This is a genomic window from Pelagibacterium sp. (assembly GCF_035555455.1).
In the GTDB taxonomy this organism is placed as follows: Bacteria; Pseudomonadota; Alphaproteobacteria; order Rhizobiales; family Devosiaceae; genus Pelagibacterium.
In genome coordinates this window covers 19,995-39,200 of record NZ_DATMGM010000061.1, presented here as the reverse complement: position 1 = coordinate 39,200, position 19,206 = coordinate 19,995, and the positions used below count along the sequence as shown (strand labels likewise).

Here is a 19,206-nt window from a genome sequence, read left to right as displayed (position 1 = left end):
CGCGCCAGCAAAGCGGCGGTATCGCGTGGTCGTCGATACCCCGGCCTCAAAGATTGCCATGGCGGTGATGGGGCTGGTGGTGCTGCTGCTGTTCGCAGCGCCGGCCTTTGTCGAGCGGGCTGTCTTGCAGGACCTGATCCTGATTCTGCTTTTGATCGGGCTGGCGCAGTGCTGGAACCTTCTGGCGGGCTATGCGGGCCTGATCTCGGTCGGACAGCAGGCCTTTGTCGGCATGGGGGCCTATGGGCTGTTCTATGTCGTCATCATGATGGGGGCCGATCCGCTGCTGTCGGTGCTGATTTCAGCGGTGTTTGTGGCGCTGTTGTCGATTCCCGTGGGCCTCGTGGTGTTCCGGCTGCAAGGGGCCTATTTCGCTGTGGTGACCTGGGTGGTGGCCGAGGTATTCCGACTGGTGGCAGCCATCTGGCCCGCGCTGGGCGGCGGCACCGGCACGGCGCTGCCCCGCAATGCAACCACGAACATGATCGGGCTCGATTTCGCGGCGGAAATGTTCGGCGTGCGCTCGGCTGCAGCACGCGAGATCGTCATCTATTGGGGCGCGCTGGCCGCGGTGGTGATGATCGTCATCGTTGCATATCTCATCTTGCGTTCGCGCCTCGGTCTTGCGCTGAGCGCCATCAAGGACGGCGAGGTCGCGGCGGAAAGTGTCGGCATCGATATCAACCGCATCAAGTTCATCGTTTATGTTTTCGCGGCGTTCGGTGCAGGTTTGATCGGCGCCCTGTATTTCCTGCAACAGGCCCGCATCTCGCCCGATGCCGCGTTTTCGGTGATCGACTGGACGGCCTATGTGATCTTCATCGTCGTTATCGGCGGGCTGGGCACAATCGAGGGGCCGATCATCGGCGCGATTGTTTTTGTGCTGCTCAGATCGGCGTTTTCCGCCTTTGGGCCGTGGTACCTGATGTTTCTGGGACTATTGGCGATCGGCATGATGCTGTTCGCCCCCAAGGGGCTGTGGGGCATGTTCTCATCGGCCACCAACATCCAGCTCTTCCCGACCCGCAAGCGGCTGGTCGCTGTCGACGAGGACTGACGGAAAGACAGTTGGCGTCATTATAAATCCGTTGTTTTTCAATAACTTAATGACTAATTCCGTCTCGATTGTTTCGTGCAGAACTTCGAGACGGAATATGCAGGTTTACCGGGGTCTCAGTCGCTAGGTTTTTCATGGAGACAAAAAGACCGCCCGTCTTTTTCGATCCAAACGAAAACGGGCCTTCCAATCGTTGGCGGAAGGTTTGGGAAGCGACAATTGCAGCGACGGCCCACAGCCGTCTGGCAGAGAAAAAGGTATAACATGCGCGACGAACATAAGCTCGTTAAGGGCATCCACCACGTCACATCCTGCGTGGGCGGTGCTCAGGAGGACATCGACTTTCTCACCCAGGTCGTGGGCCAGCGGATGATCAAGCAGACAGTGCTGTTTGACGGTAGCGTGCCGATCTATCACCTCTACTACGCCAATGCGGACGCCGAAATCGGCACCGTGATGACGACGTTCCCCTACCGCCAGGACGGCCGCAAAGGCCGCCGCGGCACCGGGCAGGTTGCGGTCACCGCATACAGCGTCGCCGAAGACAGCATGGATTTCTGGGCGCAGCACCTGGAGCGCCACGGCGTCAAGAATTCGGGCGTCAAGCGCCTGTTCGGCAAGGATCGCATCTACTTCGAAGATCCCGTTGGGCTTGGCTACGAAGTGGTCGGCGACAACCGCGACAATCGTCGGGGCTGGACGACGGATCAGATCTCCGAGGCCAATTCGGTCAAGGGTTTCAACAACGTCGTGATGTCGGTTCGCGAAATCCCGTCCATGGAATCCTATCTGGTCGACGCCCTCGGGTTTGAAAAGACCGGCCAGGAAGGCATCTACCACCAGTATGAGATCAATGGCGGCGGACCGGGCAAGACCGTGATCCTGCGTGAAGACGCCGATACGCCCCAGGGTAGCTGGACCTTCGGTGAAGGCACCGTGCACCACGTCGCGTTCCAGGTCGAAAACGACGATACGCAGAAGCAGCTCAAGGATTGGCTCGAAGGCCTGGGTTATACCGACTCGTCCGAGCAGAAGGACCGCAACTACTTCCATTCGGTCTATTGCCGTTCGCCCGGAGGTATCCTCACCGAATTCGCCACCTGCGACATCGGATTTGCGACCGACGAGCCGATGGAAACCCTCGGCGAAAAGCTGATGCTGCCGCCGTGGTTCGAAGACCGTCGCGCAGAGATCGTTGCGCCGCTTGAGCCGATCACGGTTCCTGCAAGCAATCGCGGCTAATAAAACCATCCTCCCCTGATGGTTGGGCAGTGGTCTTTTTGACTGCTGCCCTTTTTGCGTTTGGAGGGGCGCATATGCCTGTAACAGCGAGAGAAAACGCTATGGTTAGGAATTCTTAAACGCTTGATGGACACACTGGCGCCAAATTCTGACACGGGCGGGAGAGGCCGGCTATGGCGAAGGCGCAGGTTCAGTCGGTGGCATTGCCGCGGATCGTCGATCTCGATGCGCTCGACGACATTCGCGATACCCTGCTCGGCGCGCTCAATGCCGGTCCGGTCGAGGTGGATGCGCGTGACGTGGAGCGGGTTTCTACCAATGCCCTGTTCATGCTGCTCAGCGCCGCCGAGACAGCCCGCATTGCCCGGTTCGACTTTGCAATTTCCAGGGCGAGCACGGTTGTGACCGCCGCAATCGACAGGCTCGGGCTGGCCCCGGCCTTCGCACAAATTCTCAAGGATTAGACTGTTCATGCGCGTCCTGACCGTCGATGATTCACGAACCATCCTGGCCATGTTGCATCACACTCTCACCAATGCAGGCTTTGAGGTTCTGCAGGCCGAGAATGGCCAAGTCGGGCTCGATGTGCTGGGCCGCGAGGACGTGGACGTGGTGATCACCGATATCAACATGCCGGTGATGGACGGCATCGAGTTCATCCGCAGGGTGCGCGCGACGGGGCGGCACCAGAGCCTGCCTATTCTCATTCTCACCACCGAGACCAGCCAGGACAAGCGCGATCAGGGCCGGGCGGCGGGGGGGACGGGCTGGATCGTCAAGCCCTTCGATCCCGAAAAGCTTATTTCCGTCATCAACAAGGTCGTCCACTGACGATTTCGGCATACGCGCAATACGGGAGCGGCGGCTGGCACAATGAGTGACCTGGACGAATTCAAGGCCACATATTTCGACGAATGTTCCGAATTGCTGCTCGAACTGGAGGAGCAGTTCGCGGCCATCCAGGACGGAGACCGGGATGGCGACCGGCTCAACGCAGTGTTTCGGGCCATCCATTCGATCAAGGGCGGCGGGGGCGCCTTCGGGTTCGACGCGCTGGTCCGGTTTGCCCACAGTTTTGAAACGCTGCTCGACTATGTCCGCGACGGCAAGGTGGAACTGAGCGAGGATGTGGTGGTCCTGTGCATCCGGGCCATCGATATCGTTGCCGATTTCGTCGAAGCGGCGCGCCAGGAACAGCCGCTTGCTCCCGATTATGGCGCAGAGGAAAAGGCGCAGTTCGATGCCCTGTGCCGCGGCGAGGCATTGGCGGGCGCAGGTGCGCCCGATGCCGATGACGGGCTGATGGACGAGTTTGATCTCGATTTCACACCGGTGATGGTCAATCTTGAGGCGGATCAGTACGAGCACCCGACGACGGGTGCGAGTGAGCAGACCGTGTGGACCATCCGGTTTGCGCCGTTTGCAACGCTTTATGAACGGGCCAACGACCCGCTGCTGCTGCTGCGTGAACTGGCGCTTCTGGGCACCATGACGGTGACGGCAGAGCTGGCACCGATCCCGGCGCTGGCCGAATTCGAGCCGTTCGGGGTCTATTGCGCATGGATCATCGAATTGGCGTCGGAAACCGTCACCGAGGATGCGATCCGCGAAGTGTTCGAATTTGTCGACGGCGATTGCGCGATCACCATTGAGCGGAGCGCGGCGGTAGCGAGCACCCTGGAGCCGGATGAATTTCCCAGCTTTGCCTTGCTGGCCGAGGAAGCGCAGGCCGAGCGTACCTTTATCGCCAGTGGCGAACCCGACGAGATCATCGCTGAACCGGCGCTGGTTGCGCCAGTGGCCAGTAAGGATGTGACAGGGCCTTCTGCTGTCGCGCCCGCCGAAAGCGGCGGGGGGCGTGCGGTGGGCATGCAGTCGATCCGGGTCGATCTCGACAAGGTGGACCGCGTGGTCAACATGGTCGGCGAGTTGGTGATCACCCAGTCGATGCTCACCCAGCAGATGGATGATGCGATCCGCGACCGCTATCAGGAACTGGTGCGCGGCATCGAGGTTCTGGCGCAGACCACACGGGGATTGCAGGATGCGGTGATGGCGATCCGGGCGCAGCCGGTCAAATCGGTGTTTTCCCGCATGCCGCGCCTCGTGCGCGAACTGGCCACCCGGACCGGTAAGAAAATCCGGCTCGAAACGGTCGGGGAAAATACCGAGATCGACAAGACGGTAATCGAACAGCTGTCCGATCCGCTCACCCATATGGTGCGCAATTCCGCCGATCACGGCATCGAGGATGTGGCGGCGCGCATCGCCAGCGGCAAGCCCGAAACCGGCACCATCCGACTGTCGGCGGAGCAGGCGGGCGGCAATATCATCATCGTCGTTGAAGATGACGGGCAGGGGATCAATCGCGAACGGGTGCTGCAACTGGCGCGCGATCGCGGGGTGGTCGGGCCCGACCAGCAGCTGACCGACGAGCAGATCGACAATCTGATCTTTGCGCCGGGGTTTTCGACCGTCTCGGAAGTCTCGGATATTTCCGGGCGCGGCGTGGGCATGGACGTCGTGCTCTCCAACATCAAGAAGATCGGCGGTTCGGTGCATGTGCGCAGCCGGGCCGGTCGCGGCACGCGGATGACCCTGCGGCTGCCGCTGACGCTGGCGGTGCTCGATGTGATGCTGGTGAAGGTCGCGGGCGCGCCCTATGTGATTCCGCTGTCGTCCATCGTCGAAACCATCCAGAATTCGCGCGCCGATTTCGGGCATATGCCCTCGGGCGGCAAGGTGCTGCAGGTGCGCGGGGACTATGTGCAGGTGGTTGATCTGGCCCAGCGCTTCGCGATGGTGCCTGCGGAAACCGAGGACAACCGCTTCGTGGTGCTGTGCGAGGCGGAAGGGGACAGCAAGATCGCGCTGGTGGTCGATGACATCATCGGGCAGCAGCAGGTGGTGATCAAATCGCTTGAAGAGAATTTCGAGCGGATCGAGGGCATCGCCGGGGGGACCATCCTGGGCGACGGTAACGTTGCGTTGATTGTTGATGTGCAAAGCTTGCAGCCGGGAAATGCCCATCGCAATGCGGCATGAGCGCCGAAGTGCGGGCGCTTGCGCCGGGCTGATTTCGAGTGAGGTCACGAAATGGAAGCGTTTGGTATTCGCGACGACTATGCTGACGGGGCGGCAGGCAGCAGCCAGAACACGCTCCAGCTGATCGCGTTTTCAATCGACGAGCAGATTTACGGGGTGGAGATCACCACCGTGCGGGAAATCCGCGCCTGGAACGGGGCAACGCCGTTGCCCAACACCCGCGAATATGTGCGCGGGGTGATCAATCTGCGCGGCACCATCGTGCCGATCTTCGATCTGCGGGCGCGGTTCGGGGATGGCCAGACCAATCCCACCAAGAACCACGTTGTGGTGGTGATGAGCGTGGGGGAAAAGTGGATCGGCATCCTCGTCGATGCGGTCTCCGATATCCTCACCGTTTCGCGCGACGATATTCACGCGGTGCCCGAGGGCAATTCCAACGATACCGAGTTGCTCAACGGCATCGTCACCCATGACAGCCGCATGGTCGGGCTGATCGATTTGCAAGCGGTGGTCTCAGGGGCAAAAACCGACGCCTGAACGCGTTCGACACCCGCTTTCCGGCCCGCCCGCATCCGCTGGCGGGCTTTTGCGTCGGTAGCGGATGGACATCAGAAAAATTCGATTTCGCCCGAGCGGGCGCGGGCGGCAACGCCGGAAAGCTGATCGTCGCGCAGTTCATCGAGGGTGAGCGAAGACCATATTTCGTCGGCGGACCCGCTGGCGGCTTCGGGGTGGTCGGCCATCATCCGGGCGGCGCGGGCCATGTCGGCGCAGCGCTGCTCGATGCGGTCCTGCATTTGCAGCGCCATGACGATCTGGCGGATGGCGGTCGAGCGGGCCGAGTCGCAGTCGAGAGACTGGTCGCCCAGCGTTTGCAGGCTGGCGGTGATCCCTTCGACCATTTGTGCCGTCTGGCGTGCGGTTTCTTCCAGCTCTCTGGCCAGTTTGTGCAGGCCCATGCACGTTTCCCCCAACTCGATCCAGAGCAGCCACATGTTCTGGAACCGCTTCGGGGCCGATCTTAAGGGAAAAGGTATCAAAAGTTGTTTGCGCGCGCGCAGGTGCGGAGCACTTCTGCTGGAACGGTTAGCGAATGGCTAACGAATAGGGCGGTACGTCTGGATGTTGAACCAAGGCCGCAGGGCCAGCCCGCCAACGCGCCGAACCGGCTGGGCGCGGGATTTGCAGGAAATGGCCCATGCCCAGACAGGCAACAGCAATGGCTGAGCGATTCGCGGCTGGGGTGGTCACGCCGGTCCATCAGGGCGATTGCCTGGTGTCCGGGCGGCAGGACCTGATGTTTTCGACAGTGTTGGGCTCGTGCATTTCGGCGTGTATCCGCGATCGGCAGGCCCGGATCGGGGGCATGAACCATTTTCTTCTGGCCGGGCCGACCAGGTCAGCCGGAGGCCGGTTCGGACAGACGGCGCGCTATGGGGCCTTTGCCATGGAACAGCTGATCAACATGGTGCTGACCCAAGGCACGGGGCGCAGGGAAAATCTTGAATTCAAGGTGTTCGGCGGGGGCAACATCCATCCGGGAATGGATGATATCGGGCTTAAGAACATCGCGTTCGTGCTCGAATTCCTCAGCGACGAAGGGTACCCGGTATTCAGCCAGGACCTGGGCGGCACGTTCGCCCGCCGGCTGATGTTCCAACCCTATTCCGGACGAGCTTTCATCAAGCGCCTCGACAGCACCGGCAATGCCCGCCTGATGCGCGAAGAACTGGCGATCGCCAGCCGGCAGGTCAAGCCACCGGCGGCGGAAATCGAATTGTTCTAAGAGGAATCGGAGCGGCGCGTTTGTTACCTGGACCTTACCGTTGAGGGCCGGCGCTCACCAAGCGTTAACCATAGCCTCTTAGGGTGGGGCGACGCGAAATCCGTTTCAGGCAGTTCATTGTCCCGCATCCGCCTTGTTTCCGTATTGCTCGCATTGTGGTCGGCAACGGTTGCCGTCTGCATCTGGCTGGCTGCGAGCTTTTCGGCAGAAGGGTGGTGGCCGCTTGCGGTGGGGGGCGTGTGGATCGCAGCCATCGGGACCAGCATGGTGGTGGCGGGGCTGGGCGAGCGGGCCCAGCGCAAGGCGCTGTCGGCACTGGGAGAGGCGGTGGGGTGCGGGCCGATCGGCAAGAGCGGCGAAATCGAGCATATGCGGGCGATCACCGCCAATTTGTGCACCCGGCTCGGACGCACCATGAGTTTTGTGACGGCCTTCGAGGCGCTGGAGCGGCCCGCTTTGCTGGTCGATGGCGCGGGGGACATCGTCAAGATGAGCGCGGGGCTGACCCGGTTGGCGCCCGAATGTGCGGAGACCGATACGGCGGTGGCGCTGCTGGGCGTCGATGTGATCGGCGCGAGAGGACTTGCCGCTGGCGAGGCGCGCCAGGCAATTGTGCTGGGGGATCAGCGCCATCAGGCGGTGGTGTCCACGGTGGGCGAGGATCGTTGGCTGATCGAACTTGTCCGGCCCGGGGTCACGGTGCCGGAGCGGGTGCTGAGCGGGATTGCCGAGGCGCTGGCCGGGGGAGATACCGCCTATCGGATCGGGGCAGAGGATGTTGGCGACACGCCCGAGCTCGACGCGATCAATCTGGGCTTTGCCGGGCTCGATGCAGCGACCGCGCGGCTCGATGCCCTCGCCGATGGGCAGGCGTTGGACGCGGACGGGGGCAATGACCGGATTTCGGCCCGGGTCGATGCGCTGGCGCGGCAGTTGAGCGCGCTCGATCTGGAGCGGCAGGTGGTGAGCGAGCGGCACCGGCGCAGCCGGGAACGGCTCGAACAGGTGGGGGCGCTGGTCGAAAAGTGCCGGGGCGTCGCCCATTCGCTGACCGCGACGGCGGCGGCGGCGCGCAGCCGGATTGAAGCCGCGCAGGGCGGGATTGAAACGGGCCAGGCCCTGATTGGACGCACGGTTGGCCGCGCCGATGGGGTGCGCACCGGCATCGAGCAGGCAAAACTTTCAGCCGAGCAGGCCAAGACACGGGTGAGCGCGGTCAACCAGATGGTCGCGCGGATCGACGGTCTGGTCGCCGGTATCGAGGAAACGGCGTTCCGCACCAATCTTCTGGCGCTCAACGCTGCGGTCGAGGCGGCGCGGGCCGGGGACAGCGGGGCCGGATTCGCGGTGGTGGCAAGCGAGGTGCGCGAACTGGCGCAGGTGAGCGCGCGGACGTCAAAAGATATTCGCGCGCTGGTCAAGGCCGGGCTGGTGGACGCGGAAGGTGGGGCCTCGGAAGCGGCGGCGCTGGTGGAGGCGATCGGGGCGATGTCCGCCGATCTGCTCGATCTGAGCGCCGACAGTGCCCAGGCGCAAGCCAGTCTCACCGAGGGAGGGCAGGCGATGGCGGCGCTGGGCTCGGATGTGGAGACCATTGCGGCGCAGGCAGTGGAGCAGGCCGAGGCGCTGGCGACCGGCCTCGAAGACCGATCGGCACAAAAGGCAGGTGTCTATGCAGGATGAGAGTGTGCGGGACCATAGGGGGAGCAGCGAATTTGTGCTCACCGACCGCGACTTCGAGCGTATTCGTGAACGAGTTTATCGGATCGCGGGGATTTCGCTTTCCGATGCCAAGCGTACCCTAGTCGTCTCGCGGCTGACCAAGATCGTGCGGGCGCTGCGTCTCTCCGGGTTCAGCGCCTATATCGATCACCTCGAAGCCGGGGCCCGTGCGGAGGATGAACAGGACTTCGTCAACGCACTGACCACCAATCTCACGCGGTTCTTCCGCGAAGATCACCATTTCGATCATCTGGAGAGTTTCGTTGCGGGGCTGGTGGCGCGGCCGCTCCGGTATGGACGCGGCGGCAGGCCAAGGCTGCGCATCTGGTCGGCGGGGTGCTCGACCGGGCAGGAGCCCTATACCGTTGCGATGTCGCTTCTGGCCGCGTTTCCCGACCTCAGACGCTGGGATTTTCGCATCCTGGCCACCGATATCGACACCAATGTGCTGGCCAAGGCGCAGACGGGGATGTATCCGGCCAGCGAGGTCAGCGGGCTGTCGGCCCAGCGGGCGAAGCTGTTTGATCGCTCTGCGGTGGGGGAGGTGGTCGTTCCCGAAGCCGCGCGCGACCTGGTGGCGTTCCGGATGCTCAACCTGATCGGGGAATGGCCGATGAAAGGGCCATTCGATGCCATCTTGTGCCGCAACGTTGCCATCTATTTCGACAAGCCGACCCAGGGCCGGCTGTTCGACCGGCTCGGCACCATGCTGGCCCCGGACGGGTTCCTCTATATCGGTCACTCGGAAAATCTTCAGGCGGTCAGCGAGGGGTATCGCCTCGTCGGCAAGACCATCTATCAGCTCAAGACCAACCCTGCCCAGAAGGATGCAGCATGAAGGCCATTACGGTTCTGGTTGTCGACGATTCCGCCCTGATCCGGGATGTGTTGAGCAAGATGCTGGTTCAGGATGGCGACATAACCGTTGTCGGCACCGCGCACGACCCGCTCGAAGCGCGCGAGAAGATCAAGGCGCTCAATCCCGATGTGGTCACCCTCGATATCGAGATGCCCAACATGAACGGGCTGGCCTTTTTGCAAAAGATCATGCGGCTGCGCCCGATGCCGGTGGTGATGGTTTCGACGCTGACCACCAAAGGCGCCTCGGAAACCATGCTGGCGCTGGAGCTGGGGGCGGTGGATTTCGTCGCCAAACCGGCTCATGACGCACCGGGCGGTCTGGACGGGTTTGGGGCGACGCTGCGCGAAAAGGTGCGGCTGGCGGCCCAGAGCGATGTGATGGCGCACGCCCATCGTGCGCCGCCGCCGGACCTGCCGCTCAAGACAGCGGCGGCTCCCGATGGCGCGCTGGTGGCGATCGGGGCCTCAACGGGGGGTGTTGAAGCGATACGGCAGGTGCTGGCGGCGATTCCCCCGGACTGCCCGCCGGTGGTGATCGCCCAGCATATGCCGAAGGGATTTACCACCCGGTTTGCCGCACGGTTGAACGATCTGGTGCCGCTCAAGGTCATCGAGGCCGAAGACCGGATGCCGCTTGAGCAAGGGACGGCCTATATCGCCCCGGGGGATTATCATTTGCGGGTGGAAAAAAGCTCCGGGCAGATGAAGTGTCGCGTCGCCCAGGACGAGGCAATTTCGGGGCACAGGCCCAGCGTCGATGCGCTGTTCGGGTCGGTGGCGCGGGTAGCGGGCCGGATGGGCGTCGGGGCAATTCTGACCGGGATGGGGCGCGACGGGGCGGTGGGGCTCAAGGCCATGCGGGACGCAGGCGCGTTTACCATCGGGCAGGCGCGCGGCTCGGCGCTGATCTATGGCATGCCAAGGGCGGCGTTCGAAATGGGCGCGGTGATGGAAGAGGCACCGGTGGAGCGCATCGCCGGACGCCTGATTGCTGCGCTGGGTAAGCTCAAGAGCGCGGCATGATCTTGAGGGAATGGTAACGGTTGGCCTCTAGGCTCAAGCGCAGTCATCCCCCCGCGTCCCGGTACTGGCGGACAGATCCGGCAGGACAGCCCGTCGGCGCGGATTCCCTCTTGCTTTCGGGCAGGCCGGACCATCGCCCGTAGACCCAATCTGTGAGTTCTTGACCCCATGCCAAAGGCCAGTGCCGTCAGCGTTCTGATCGTCGATGACCAGCAGTCCATGCGGGGCATCTGCAAATACATTCTGACCCAACTTGGGTTCAAGGACATCATCGAGGCGAAATCGGGCCGAGATGCGCTGACCAAGCTCGAAAAGACCAATGTTGATCTGATCATATCGGACTGGAACATGGACGATGTGGACGGGCTGACTCTGCTCAAGGTGATCCGCAAGCATCCGCGCACCCAGTCGATGCCGTTCATCATGGCCACGGGGCGCTCGGACAAGGAGCAGGTAAAAGAGGCCATCGAATGCGGCGTCAATAATTACATCATCAAACCCTATGATGCGGGCACCATGAAAAAGCGCATCGAGGCGGTGATCGGCACGCTGACCTGAACAGCGCGGCGGCTTGCGAGGATTTTTAAGGGGGGCGTCCGGCGGGCGTCCCTTTTGTTTTTGCAACAGCACGTGATTTTGCAACAGCGCTTGGCAAGCCGGAATTGCGCAGGCATGAAAGAGGTTTGACGAACGCACTCCATCACGGGCGGACCGCATGGCAAAAAAGACGATCGGGCTTGTGGCCCATGATGAAAAAAAAGACGAAATGGTCGCCTTCGCCCTGGCGCATAAGGAGCGGCTGGGCATGTTCGACCTGGTCGGCACCGGGACGACCGCTGGCCGGGTGGCCCAGCAGACCGGGCTGGCGGTCACCGCGCTGCGCAGCGGGCCGCTCGGCGGCGATGCGCAATTGGGGGCGATGATCGCCGAAGGCCGGCTCGATGCCCTGATTTTTTTTATCGACCCGATGTCCTCCATGCCCCATGATGTGGACGTCAAGGCGTTGACCCGGCTGGCAACGCTCTATGACATCTTGTTCGCGTGTAACAAGTCCACCGCCGATGCGGTTCTGGCCGTGCTGTGAGTTGACCCAAACCCGGGCATATGAACAGATGCGGCGGTTTGGGGGACGGTGGAGGTGGACCACCGGAATAATGAGGGGGTAGGGAGAAGCGTGGCGTTTGACGCGGTAATCGAGGTCCGCAACGTTAGCAAACGTTTTGGCGGGCTTTTGGCCGTCTCCAATTGCTCGCTCGAAGTCGAGCGGGGGTCGATCACAGGGCTGATTGGACCAAACGGGGCGGGCAAGACAACTCTGTTCAATATGGTCGCTGGAAATTTCGCGCCAAGCGGCGGGACCATCATCTTTGACGGACAGGATACGGCCGGGCTGCGGCCGCATGAACTGTTCGGGCGGGGGATGTTGCGGACCTTCCAGATCGCCCATGAATTTTCCAACATGACGGCGCTGGAAAACCTGATGATGGTGCCGGGTGATCAGCCGGGGGAAAGCCTCACGACGCTGTGGTTCCAGCCGGGCAAGGCGGCGGCGCGAGAGACCGAAGTGCGCCAGAAGGCGCTGGAGGTCATCGACTTCCTCAAGCTTGGGCACGTGAAGAACGAATTGGCGGGCAATCTGTCGGGGGGGCAGAAAAAGCTGCTCGAACTGGGCCGTACGATGATGGTCGACGCCAAGGTGGTTCTGCTCGATGAAGTGGCCGCCGGGGTCAACAAGACGCTGCTCAATGATCTGGCCGCCAATATCGAACGCATGAACAAGGAACTGGGCTACACCTTCTTTGTGATCGAACACGACATGGACCTGATCGCGCGCCTGTGCGACCCGGTGATCGTGATGGCGCAGGGCGAGGTGATCGCCAAGGGCACCATGGAAGAGTTGCGCGCCAATCCGATGATCGTCGAGGCCTATTTCGGTGGCCCGGTGGAGGCTGCCCAATGAGTCTGATCGAATTGCGGGACCTCCAGGCCGGATATGGCGGCGCGCCGATCCTCAATGGGGTCAATATCGCCATCGAGGCGAGCGATATCGGCGTGATCGTCGGCCCCAACGGGGCGGGGAAATCAACGACGCTCAAGGCGATCTTCGGGCTGCTCACGGTGACCGAGGGAACCGTGACCTTTGGCGGCCAGGACATCACCAATTTCGAGGCGGACCGGCTCGTGCCCATGGGGCTGAGCTTTGTGCCCCAGGAGCACAATGTCTTTACCTCGATGAGCGTGCACGAAAACCTGGAAATGGGCGCGTTCGTGCGGCGGGACGACATTTCGGATACGCTCGACGAAATCTATGAGATGTTTCCCGACCTCAAGGCCAAGCGGCGCCAGCCAGCGGGGGAGTTGTCGGGCGGCCAGCGCCAGATGGTGGCGATGGGGCGGGCGCTGATGAGCAAGCCCAAGCTGCTGATGCTCGACGAGCCTTCGGCGGGGCTGTCGCCACGCTATATGATGGAAATCTTCGAGCAGGTGGTCAGGATCAACGCCTCAGGCGTGGGCATCCTGATGGTCGAGCAGAATGCGCGTCAGGCGCTCGCCTTCGCAACGAAGGGGTTCGTTTTGACCAACGGACAGAACCGGTTCACCGGGACGGGGCAGGAATTGCTCGACGATCCGGATGTGGCCAAGAGCTTTCTTGGGGGATAGCGCGATGCAGCCGCAACGGGAGGACACCGGCTTTGCGGCGAGATCGTGCGATAAGGGAAAAGAGTCGCGATGAACGACCTCATCTTTTTTTTCAACCAGGCGATCATCGGCGGGGTGGTGCTGGGTTCGGTCTATGCCTTGGGCGCGGTGGGGGTGACGCTGATTTTCGGCATCCTGCGCTTCGCCCATTTCGCCCATGGCGATATGATGACCATGGGCGGGTTCATTGCCCTTGTGCTGGCCAGCCTTCTGGCCGCGGCGGGGATCGCCTTTCCGCTGCCCATGGGGTTTATCGTTTTGCCCTTTGCCATGGTGATCGCCGCCGGGTTCGCGCTCGGCATCGATCGGGCGTTTTATGCACCCTTGCGGGTGCGCGGGGCCAAGCCCGTGACCCTGCTGATCGCCTCGATCGGGGTCACCATGATGATCCAGGGGTTGATCCGGCTGTTTTTTGGCGTCGGCACCTATTCGTTCTTTGATTCCGAGCCAAAAAAACTGATCCGCATCGATGTGCCGATCGAAGGGGCGACCCGGCCTATCGCGTTTTCCGAACCGCAATTGCTGCTGGTCATCTCGACGGTGGTGGCGGTGATCGCGCTGCACTACTTCCTCACCCGTTCGCGGCTGGGCAAGGGGATGCGCGCCATGGCGGACAACCCCGATCTGGCCAAGGTTTCGGGCATCAACACGAGGCTGGTGGTGCGGGTGACCTGGATCATCGCCGGGGCGCTGGCCTGTCTTGCCGGCACCATGCTGGCGCTCGACGTGGCGCTGAAGCCCGATTTGGCGTTCAACATCGTGCTGCCGATTTTTGCCGCCGCCATTCTGGGCGGGCTGGGCCATGCCTATGGCGCCATCGCCGGCGGGTTCGTGCTCGGGTTTGCCGAAACGCTGGCTGTGTTCAACTGGTCGGTGGTGTTGCGCCCGTTCCGAGACGTGTTGTGGTTCGATATTCCCAATTCGCTCACCCTCGTGCAGTCGGAATACAAGCTGACCGTGGCGTTCCTCATTCTTGTCGTGGTGCTGCTGGTGCGGCCGACAGGTATCTTCAAGGGAGCCTCGACATGACCATGCGCTATATCGCGGTGTTTGCGGCGCTGATCGCGCTCATAGTCGGGGTTGGGGTGATGATGGGCACACCGTTCACGGTGCGCCTCCTGGTCGAAGCCTTTGCCTTTGCGCTGATCGCCATGGGCCTCAATATCCAATGGGGCTTTGGCGGGCTGTTCAATTTCGGCATTCTGGGCATGCTGATGGTGGGGGGCTTTGCCGTCACCTTCATTTCCTATCCGGTCAATATGGGGTTCTGGACCTCGGAAGGCCCGCTTTACCTGGGGCGTACGCTTCTGGCCGCGGCCATCGGGGGCGTGTTGATCTTTTTCGCGCACCGGGTGCAGCGCTTCGGGATCACCGGCAAGGCGCGCGGGACGGTGATCGTTGTCGCGTGGTTCATTGCCTATGTGATCTTTCGCAGCCAGATGGACCCGGCTGCCAATTATATCACCTCGACGGCGGGCTGGGTTGGCGGGCTGGGGCTCCCGGTGCTGCTGGGCTGGGCCTTCGGGGGTGTGCTGGCCGGGCTGGTGGGCTATCTGGTGGGCAAGGTGAGCCTGGGGCTGCGGGCCGACTATCTGGCCATCGCTACCATCGGGATTGCCGAAATTTTGCGGGCGCTGATCAAGAACGTCGAATGGCTGACGCGGGGGACGTTGACGGTGTCGCCCATTCCCTGGCCGGTGCCCAACCCGCAGGCCTTCCAGGCGGGCGGGGCCAGCCCTTCGGCCAGCTTTGTCCTGGCGCGGGGAGGCTATCTGGCGCTGGTGGTGATCGTGGTGCTGGTCGCGTTGTTTTTGATCCACCGCGCCTATCGCGGGCCGTGGGGCCGCATGATGCGGGCCATCCGCGACAATTACATCGCCGCCGGATCGATGGGCAAGGACGTGACCGGGCGCCAGCTCGAAATCTTTGTGTTCGGTTCAGTGCTGATGGGGATCGGCGGGGCGATCCTGGTGTCGTTCGTCGGCATCTTCGACCCGTCGAGCTACCAGCCAATCAACCACACCTTCATCATCTGGGTGATGCTGATCGTGGGCGGCTCAGGCAACAATTTCGGCGCGCTGTTCGGGGGTATTTTTATTTATTTCGTGTGGGTGCTGTCCGAGCCGCTGGCGCAGGCCCTGTTCCTCAACCTGTCGGCATTTTCCTCCGATATGGGCTGGGGCGCCATTCCCGATATCGAGAGCCGCGCGGTGCAGATGCGGGTGTTCGTGATGGGGCTGATCGTCACCATCGCGCTGCGGTTCGCGCCCAAGGGGCTGCTGCCCGAATTCATCGGGCGCAAGGACTGAACGGTTGCCGGTGGCGCAAGGTGCGCCGGGCCGTGCCATTCGTTTGCACAGACAAGAAAAAGCCCGGGATCGCTCCCGGGCTTTGTGTTTGGATCAGTGGTTTCTGCGATTATTCGATGACGCCGACTTCGATGTACTGGCCGCCTTCGATGCGCAATTCGACGATGACGCCATCGATGTCGCCGGCAGCGTCAAAGTCGAGGGTGCCGCCAGCGCCTTCGTAGTTGATGTCCTGGCCAGCCGCGATCAGTTCGCGGGCCTTCTCCCACTCGCCGGGCAGGATGATCTCACCCGGAGCGGTCGAGATTTCGCGCAGGGCGGCCGAGAGGCCTTCGCGCTCATTGTTGCCGTTCTTTTCGATGGCCAGGGCCAAAAGGAACGCGGCGTCATAGGCCTGGGGCGCATAAATCGCATCAGGCTCAACGCCGGCGGCGGTGGCCAGATCAGCAAACACACTGGCCGATTCGCCTTCGAAGGCTCCGGCGCGGGTGACGATCATGCCATCAAGCGCGGAGGCGTCGATGCCCGCGAACAGGCTGTCACCGACCATGCCGTCGCCGCCCGCATAGGTAAGGAAGTTGCCCGATTCGAGCGCCTGACGGATGATGGTCTGGCCCGAAGAGGAGGCATAGGCGAGAACGACAAGCGTTTCGCTGCCCGAGGAGGCGAGGTTGCCCAGTTCGGCGCGGTAGTCGGCCTTGAGGTCCTCATGGGCGAGATTGGCGGTGATGGTGCCGCCGCCGGCTTCATAGGCCGTGGCAAACGCATCGGCAAAGCCAACGCCATAGTCGTTGTTCACATAGGTCAGCGCCACATCGTCGATGCCCTTGGACAGCATCAACTCGGCAAGCTTGACGCCCTGGAACGCGTCGGACGGGGTGGTGCGGAACACCAGGTCATTATCGTCCAGCGTGGTGAGCGAGGGGGCGGTGGAGGCTGGTGAGATCATCACCACATTGCCGGGAATGCCCGCGGACTGGGCGGCGCCGATGGTTTCGCCGGTGCACAGCCCGCCCACGATGGCGGTGACGTTTTCGGTGTTGACGAGCCGGTCGCCGGCGTTGGCGCCGCCAGTGGCGTCGCACGCGGAGTCAACGGTGATCATTCTGATCGAGCCGCCATCGAGGATGCCGCCCTGCTCGTTGACCTGATCGAGAGCGAGTTGGGCACCGGCCACAATGCCGGGGGCCATGGCTTCGATCGGTCCGGTCAACCCGCCGAGAAAACCGATGGTGACGTCCTGCGACAGAGCAGGGGAGGCGGCGGTCAGAACGCCTGCCGCGACCGCTAGGGTCAAAGATTTTTTGATGTGACGCATGATATCCCTCTGTTGTTTCCGTGCCAGGTCCTTCCCTGCCGCGCCTGCGGTCTTTTCGGTCCGGACAGCCCAACTGGATCCGGGCCACTCCTCTGACCCGGATGCGGGTACCATTGCATAAGAATGTTTGAGGAGTCATCAGCTTTCAGCGCCAATTCGGGCAGAGTGTCCGGTTGCTTAACGGGCGGGGTTTTGTCAGTTTGCCAGCTCCGGCCCAACAAGGTGAGCGACGCTGATGCGCAGGATGGCGGCATATGTGCTGGCGGGCACGCTGGCGATGGTCCCCGCCGGGGCACAGGCCCAGATCGAGGTGCTCGACCTCTCCGGCGGCGCGCGCCCGGAGGCGGTCGCAGAGGACGGGCCCGAACCGCCCGCCGACGGTATGGCGGAGCCCGTCATGGCCGCCGAAATCCCGGACGATCCGCTCCCGGTGTGCGGCATGTCGGAGATCGCCATCGCCGAGATGGGATGGCCTTCGGCGGCTATTCTCGCCCATATCCATGCGTTGCTGCTGCAAACGGAGTTTGAGTGTTCCGTCCGGCTGGTGCCAGGCGAGCCCGAATCGACGTTGTCGTCGATGGTCACCACCCAGCAGCCAGCGGTGGCGCCGGAATTGTGGGTTTCGCGCCAGGCCGATGTGTGGAACGGGGCCATGCAGGCAGGCAGCGCGCGGGCGGCCTCGCCCAGCTTTACCGGCGGGCCGCTGGAGGCCTGGTTTGTCCCGGCCTATGTGATCGCGAACAATCCGGGGCTGACGCGCGCCACGGACATCATGGACCATTGGCGGGTATTCGTGGCCGAGGGGGAGGAGCGGGCGCGGCTGCTCTCGTGTCCTTCCGAATGGGCGTGCGCGATCATCAACCGCAATATGGCGGCGGGGCTGGGGCTTGATGCGCGGTTCGAGATTGTCGAGCCTTTCGACCGGTTTACGATGGATGGATACCTGGCTGATGCGGTGGCGCGGCGCGCGCCGGTGCTGGGGTACTACTGGCAACCCAACGCGTTGATCGACCGGCTTGGCCTCGTGCCGCTCGATATGGGCCCGTTCGATCCGGGCAACGCCCAGTGCATGGCTATCCGCGATTGCGTGCCCTTCGGGGGATCGGGCTTTGCGCCCGATACGGTGGTGATCGCTGTGGCCGAATGGGTGTTTACCGAAGTGCCCGATATCGCCGATTATTTCGCGCGTGCCGCGATGCCGCTGGCGGAAATGAACCGGCTGCTCGCCTGGCAGGCCGAACATGAAGCGGGCCCTGAAGCGGTGGCGCAACATTTCCTGATCACCGGACGCGCTATCTGGCGCCCCTGGGCGGGCGAGACCGCGGTGCCTGCGGGGGACGAGGAAGAGCCGTAGGCAGTCGCTCCAATTGGCCGCGCAATAGTCATGTTGCGCGCAGGTGGGCTTCCCGCTTATAAGGGCGCCGGAATGAAAATGCCTCCACTGCGCACAGAGGCGATTTTCGGCTTGTCGCACAGCCCGCAATCGGGAGACCGGATTTGGATATCAAAAAGATCAATGACCGCGTGAGCGTTACCGGACAGATCGACCCGTCCGATATCGAAGCGATCAAGACGGCGGGGTTCGTTGCGATCATCAACAACCGGCCCGATGGCGAAGCCCCGGATCAGCCCGACAGCGCTGCAATCGGTGCGGCGGCGCGGGCGGCGGGCCTGGGCTATTATGAGATACCCATGGGCCGTGAAGGCGTGTCGCCCGAACTGGTGGCCGCCACCCGCAAGGCGCTGGACGAAAGTGCCGGGCCGGTGCTCGGCTTTTGCCGCTCGGGGACCCGCTCAACCACGTTGTGGGCGCTGAGCCAGGCCGGCGAGGCCGACGCGACGGCCATTATCGAAGCCGCCGGGCAGGCGGGCTACGATATCAGCCATCTGGCCGCGCATCTGGATAAACCGCTGGCGTGAACCGGGTAAGCCCGGTGACCGCCACGGCGGTCGTGCAGGTCGGGCGCTGTTCGCCGTCGATGATTCAAACGGCGCGACACAGCGGACTTTCCGATCCTTTCCGGGGTTTTCGAAAACCTCGAAATGATCTGATCTGAAGAGCGTCGCTACGCTCACACTACATTTCTCGCGCAGGGTGCTTGCGGCGGGCGGATACACCTTCCACCGCTGCCAGATCCGC

The 19,206-nt window shown here is 62.7% G+C and carries 20 protein-coding genes; 18 read left to right on the top strand and 2 right to left on the bottom strand.

Features of this window, described 5'->3' with window-relative positions; translation table 11 throughout:
- Window positions 1-58 precede the first annotated feature (58 nt).
- From VNS12_RS11530 to VNS12_RS11505, 6 genes are all read left to right on the top strand, one after another.
- The gene (locus VNS12_RS11530; protein ID WP_414693113.1) at window positions 59-1,057 is read left to right on the top strand and encodes a branched-chain amino acid ABC transporter permease; all 999 of its coding nucleotides are present in this window, start codon (window positions 59-61) and stop codon (window positions 1,055-1,057) included.
- A 264-nt stretch (window positions 1,058-1,321) separates the two neighbouring features.
- A complete protein-coding gene (locus VNS12_RS11525; protein ID WP_325487985.1) occupies window positions 1,322-2,299 on the top strand; it encodes a ring-cleaving dioxygenase in 978 nt (325 codons plus the stop codon).
- A gap of 173 nt (window positions 2,300-2,472) precedes the next feature.
- Window positions 2,473-2,763, top strand: a complete 291-nt coding sequence (locus VNS12_RS11520) for an STAS domain-containing protein (protein WP_325487984.1) — start codon at window positions 2,473-2,475, stop codon at window positions 2,761-2,763.
- A 7-nt stretch (window positions 2,764-2,770) separates the two neighbouring features.
- Window positions 2,771-3,130, top strand: coding sequence for a response regulator (locus tag VNS12_RS11515; protein WP_414693112.1), 360 nt, complete (start codon window positions 2,771-2,773; stop codon window positions 3,128-3,130).
- Window positions 3,131-3,172: 42 nt separating this feature from the next.
- Window positions 3,173-5,344 (top strand): chemotaxis protein CheA, encoded by a 2,172-nt coding sequence (locus VNS12_RS11510; protein ID WP_325487983.1) that lies wholly within the window; start codon window positions 3,173-3,175, stop codon window positions 5,342-5,344.
- Between the two features lie 51 nt (window positions 5,345-5,395).
- The gene (locus tag VNS12_RS11505) at window positions 5,396-5,884 is read left to right on the top strand and encodes a chemotaxis protein CheW (RefSeq protein WP_325487982.1); all 489 of its coding nucleotides are present in this window, start codon (window positions 5,396-5,398) and stop codon (window positions 5,882-5,884) included.
- 71 nt (window positions 5,885-5,955) lie between these two features.
- Here the strand turns inward: VNS12_RS11505 and VNS12_RS11500 are convergent, their stop codons facing one another.
- Complete coding sequence (locus VNS12_RS11500; protein WP_325487981.1) at window positions 5,956-6,306, bottom strand: hypothetical protein; 351 nt, start codon at window positions 6,304-6,306, stop codon at window positions 5,956-5,958.
- Between the two features lie 260 nt (window positions 6,307-6,566).
- On the opposite strand from VNS12_RS11500, the gene VNS12_RS11495 reads away from it, so the two are divergent.
- From VNS12_RS11495 to VNS12_RS11450, 10 genes are all read left to right on the top strand, one after another.
- Window positions 6,567-7,133 (top strand): hypothetical protein, encoded by a 567-nt coding sequence (locus tag VNS12_RS11495; protein WP_325487980.1) that lies wholly within the window; start codon window positions 6,567-6,569, stop codon window positions 7,131-7,133.
- A gap of 117 nt (window positions 7,134-7,250) precedes the next feature.
- Window positions 7,251-8,816, top strand: coding sequence for a methyl-accepting chemotaxis protein (locus VNS12_RS11490; protein WP_325487979.1), 1,566 nt, complete (start codon window positions 7,251-7,253; stop codon window positions 8,814-8,816).
- 4 nt (window positions 8,817-8,820) lie between these two features.
- A complete protein-coding gene (locus VNS12_RS11485; RefSeq protein ID WP_325487978.1) occupies window positions 8,821-9,693 on the top strand; it encodes a CheR family methyltransferase in 873 nt (290 codons plus the stop codon).
- Window positions 9,690-10,739: a protein-glutamate methylesterase/protein-glutamine glutaminase gene (locus tag VNS12_RS11480; RefSeq protein ID WP_325487977.1), complete on the top strand. Its 1,050-nt coding sequence runs from the start codon at window positions 9,690-9,692 to the stop codon at window positions 10,737-10,739. Before VNS12_RS11485 ends, VNS12_RS11480 begins: the two co-directional genes overlap by 4 nt.
- 168 nt (window positions 10,740-10,907) lie before the next feature.
- Complete coding sequence (locus VNS12_RS11475; protein WP_325487976.1) at window positions 10,908-11,297, top strand: response regulator; 390 nt, start codon at window positions 10,908-10,910, stop codon at window positions 11,295-11,297.
- Window positions 11,298-11,454: 157 nt separating this feature from the next.
- Complete coding sequence (locus VNS12_RS11470) at window positions 11,455-11,823, top strand: methylglyoxal synthase (RefSeq protein ID WP_325487975.1); 369 nt, start codon at window positions 11,455-11,457, stop codon at window positions 11,821-11,823.
- A 90-nt stretch (window positions 11,824-11,913) separates the two neighbouring features.
- A complete protein-coding gene (locus tag VNS12_RS11465) occupies window positions 11,914-12,699 on the top strand; it encodes an ABC transporter ATP-binding protein (protein WP_325487974.1) in 786 nt (261 codons plus the stop codon).
- Window positions 12,696-13,400: an ABC transporter ATP-binding protein gene (locus VNS12_RS11460; protein WP_325487973.1), complete on the top strand. Its 705-nt coding sequence runs from the start codon at window positions 12,696-12,698 to the stop codon at window positions 13,398-13,400. Before VNS12_RS11465 ends, VNS12_RS11460 begins: the two co-directional genes overlap by 4 nt.
- Before the next feature lie 69 nt (window positions 13,401-13,469).
- On the top strand, window positions 13,470-14,468 hold the full coding sequence (locus VNS12_RS11455) for a branched-chain amino acid ABC transporter permease (protein ID WP_325487972.1): 999 nt from the start codon (window positions 13,470-13,472) through the stop codon (window positions 14,466-14,468).
- Window positions 14,465-15,748, top strand: coding sequence for a branched-chain amino acid ABC transporter permease (locus tag VNS12_RS11450; protein ID WP_325487971.1), 1,284 nt, complete (start codon window positions 14,465-14,467; stop codon window positions 15,746-15,748). The genes VNS12_RS11455 and VNS12_RS11450 overlap by 4 nt, the downstream gene beginning before the upstream one ends.
- Before the next feature lie 109 nt (window positions 15,749-15,857).
- Here the strand turns inward: VNS12_RS11450 and VNS12_RS11445 are convergent, their stop codons facing one another.
- The gene (locus VNS12_RS11445; RefSeq protein WP_325487970.1) at window positions 15,858-17,066 is read right to left on the bottom strand and encodes an ABC transporter substrate-binding protein; all 1,209 of its coding nucleotides are present in this window, start codon (window positions 17,064-17,066) and stop codon (window positions 15,858-15,860) included.
- Between the two features lie 235 nt (window positions 17,067-17,301).
- Here VNS12_RS11445 and VNS12_RS11440 point away from each other — a divergent pair, with 235 nt between their 5' ends.
- Together VNS12_RS11440 and VNS12_RS11435 are read left to right on the top strand one after the other, a co-directional pair.
- Window positions 17,302-18,420, top strand: coding sequence for a glycine betaine ABC transporter substrate-binding protein (locus tag VNS12_RS11440; protein ID WP_325487969.1), 1,119 nt, complete (start codon window positions 17,302-17,304; stop codon window positions 18,418-18,420).
- Between the two features lie 143 nt (window positions 18,421-18,563).
- Complete coding sequence (locus VNS12_RS11435) at window positions 18,564-18,986, top strand: protein tyrosine phosphatase family protein (protein WP_325487968.1); 423 nt, start codon at window positions 18,564-18,566, stop codon at window positions 18,984-18,986.
- Window positions 18,987-19,206 lie beyond the last annotated feature (220 nt).

Bases quoted from the DNA above. Each gene is read 5' to 3' on its own strand.
- VNS12_RS11530 (WP_414693113.1), top strand. From the start codon at position 59: ATGGCGGTGATGGGGCTGGTGGTGCTGCTGCTGTTCGCAGCGCCGGCC.
- VNS12_RS11525 (WP_325487985.1), top strand. From the start codon at position 1,322: ATGCGCGACGAACATAAGCTCGTTAAGGGCATCCACCACGTCACATCC.
- VNS12_RS11520 (WP_325487984.1), top strand. From the start codon at position 2,473: ATGGCGAAGGCGCAGGTTCAGTCGGTGGCATTGCCGCGGATCGTCGAT.
- VNS12_RS11515 (WP_414693112.1), top strand. From the start codon at position 2,771: ATGCGCGTCCTGACCGTCGATGATTCACGAACCATCCTGGCCATGTTG.
- VNS12_RS11510 (WP_325487983.1), top strand. From the start codon at position 3,173: ATGAGTGACCTGGACGAATTCAAGGCCACATATTTCGACGAATGTTCC.
- VNS12_RS11505 (WP_325487982.1), top strand. From the start codon at position 5,396: ATGGAAGCGTTTGGTATTCGCGACGACTATGCTGACGGGGCGGCAGGC.
- VNS12_RS11500 (WP_325487981.1), bottom strand. From the start codon at position 6,306: ATGGGCCTGCACAAACTGGCCAGAGAGCTGGAAGAAACCGCACGCCAG.
- VNS12_RS11495 (WP_325487980.1), top strand. From the start codon at position 6,567: ATGGCTGAGCGATTCGCGGCTGGGGTGGTCACGCCGGTCCATCAGGGC.
- VNS12_RS11480 (WP_325487977.1), top strand. From the start codon at position 9,690: ATGAAGGCCATTACGGTTCTGGTTGTCGACGATTCCGCCCTGATCCGG.
- VNS12_RS11475 (WP_325487976.1), top strand. From the start codon at position 10,908: ATGCCAAAGGCCAGTGCCGTCAGCGTTCTGATCGTCGATGACCAGCAG.
- VNS12_RS11470 (WP_325487975.1), top strand. From the start codon at position 11,455: ATGGCAAAAAAGACGATCGGGCTTGTGGCCCATGATGAAAAAAAAGAC.
- VNS12_RS11460 (WP_325487973.1), top strand. From the start codon at position 12,696: ATGAGTCTGATCGAATTGCGGGACCTCCAGGCCGGATATGGCGGCGCG.
- VNS12_RS11455 (WP_325487972.1), top strand. From the start codon at position 13,470: ATGAACGACCTCATCTTTTTTTTCAACCAGGCGATCATCGGCGGGGTG.
- VNS12_RS11450 (WP_325487971.1), top strand. From the start codon at position 14,465: ATGACCATGCGCTATATCGCGGTGTTTGCGGCGCTGATCGCGCTCATA.
- VNS12_RS11445 (WP_325487970.1), bottom strand. From the start codon at position 17,066: ATGCGTCACATCAAAAAATCTTTGACCCTAGCGGTCGCGGCAGGCGTT.
- VNS12_RS11440 (WP_325487969.1), top strand. From the start codon at position 17,302: ATGCGCAGGATGGCGGCATATGTGCTGGCGGGCACGCTGGCGATGGTC.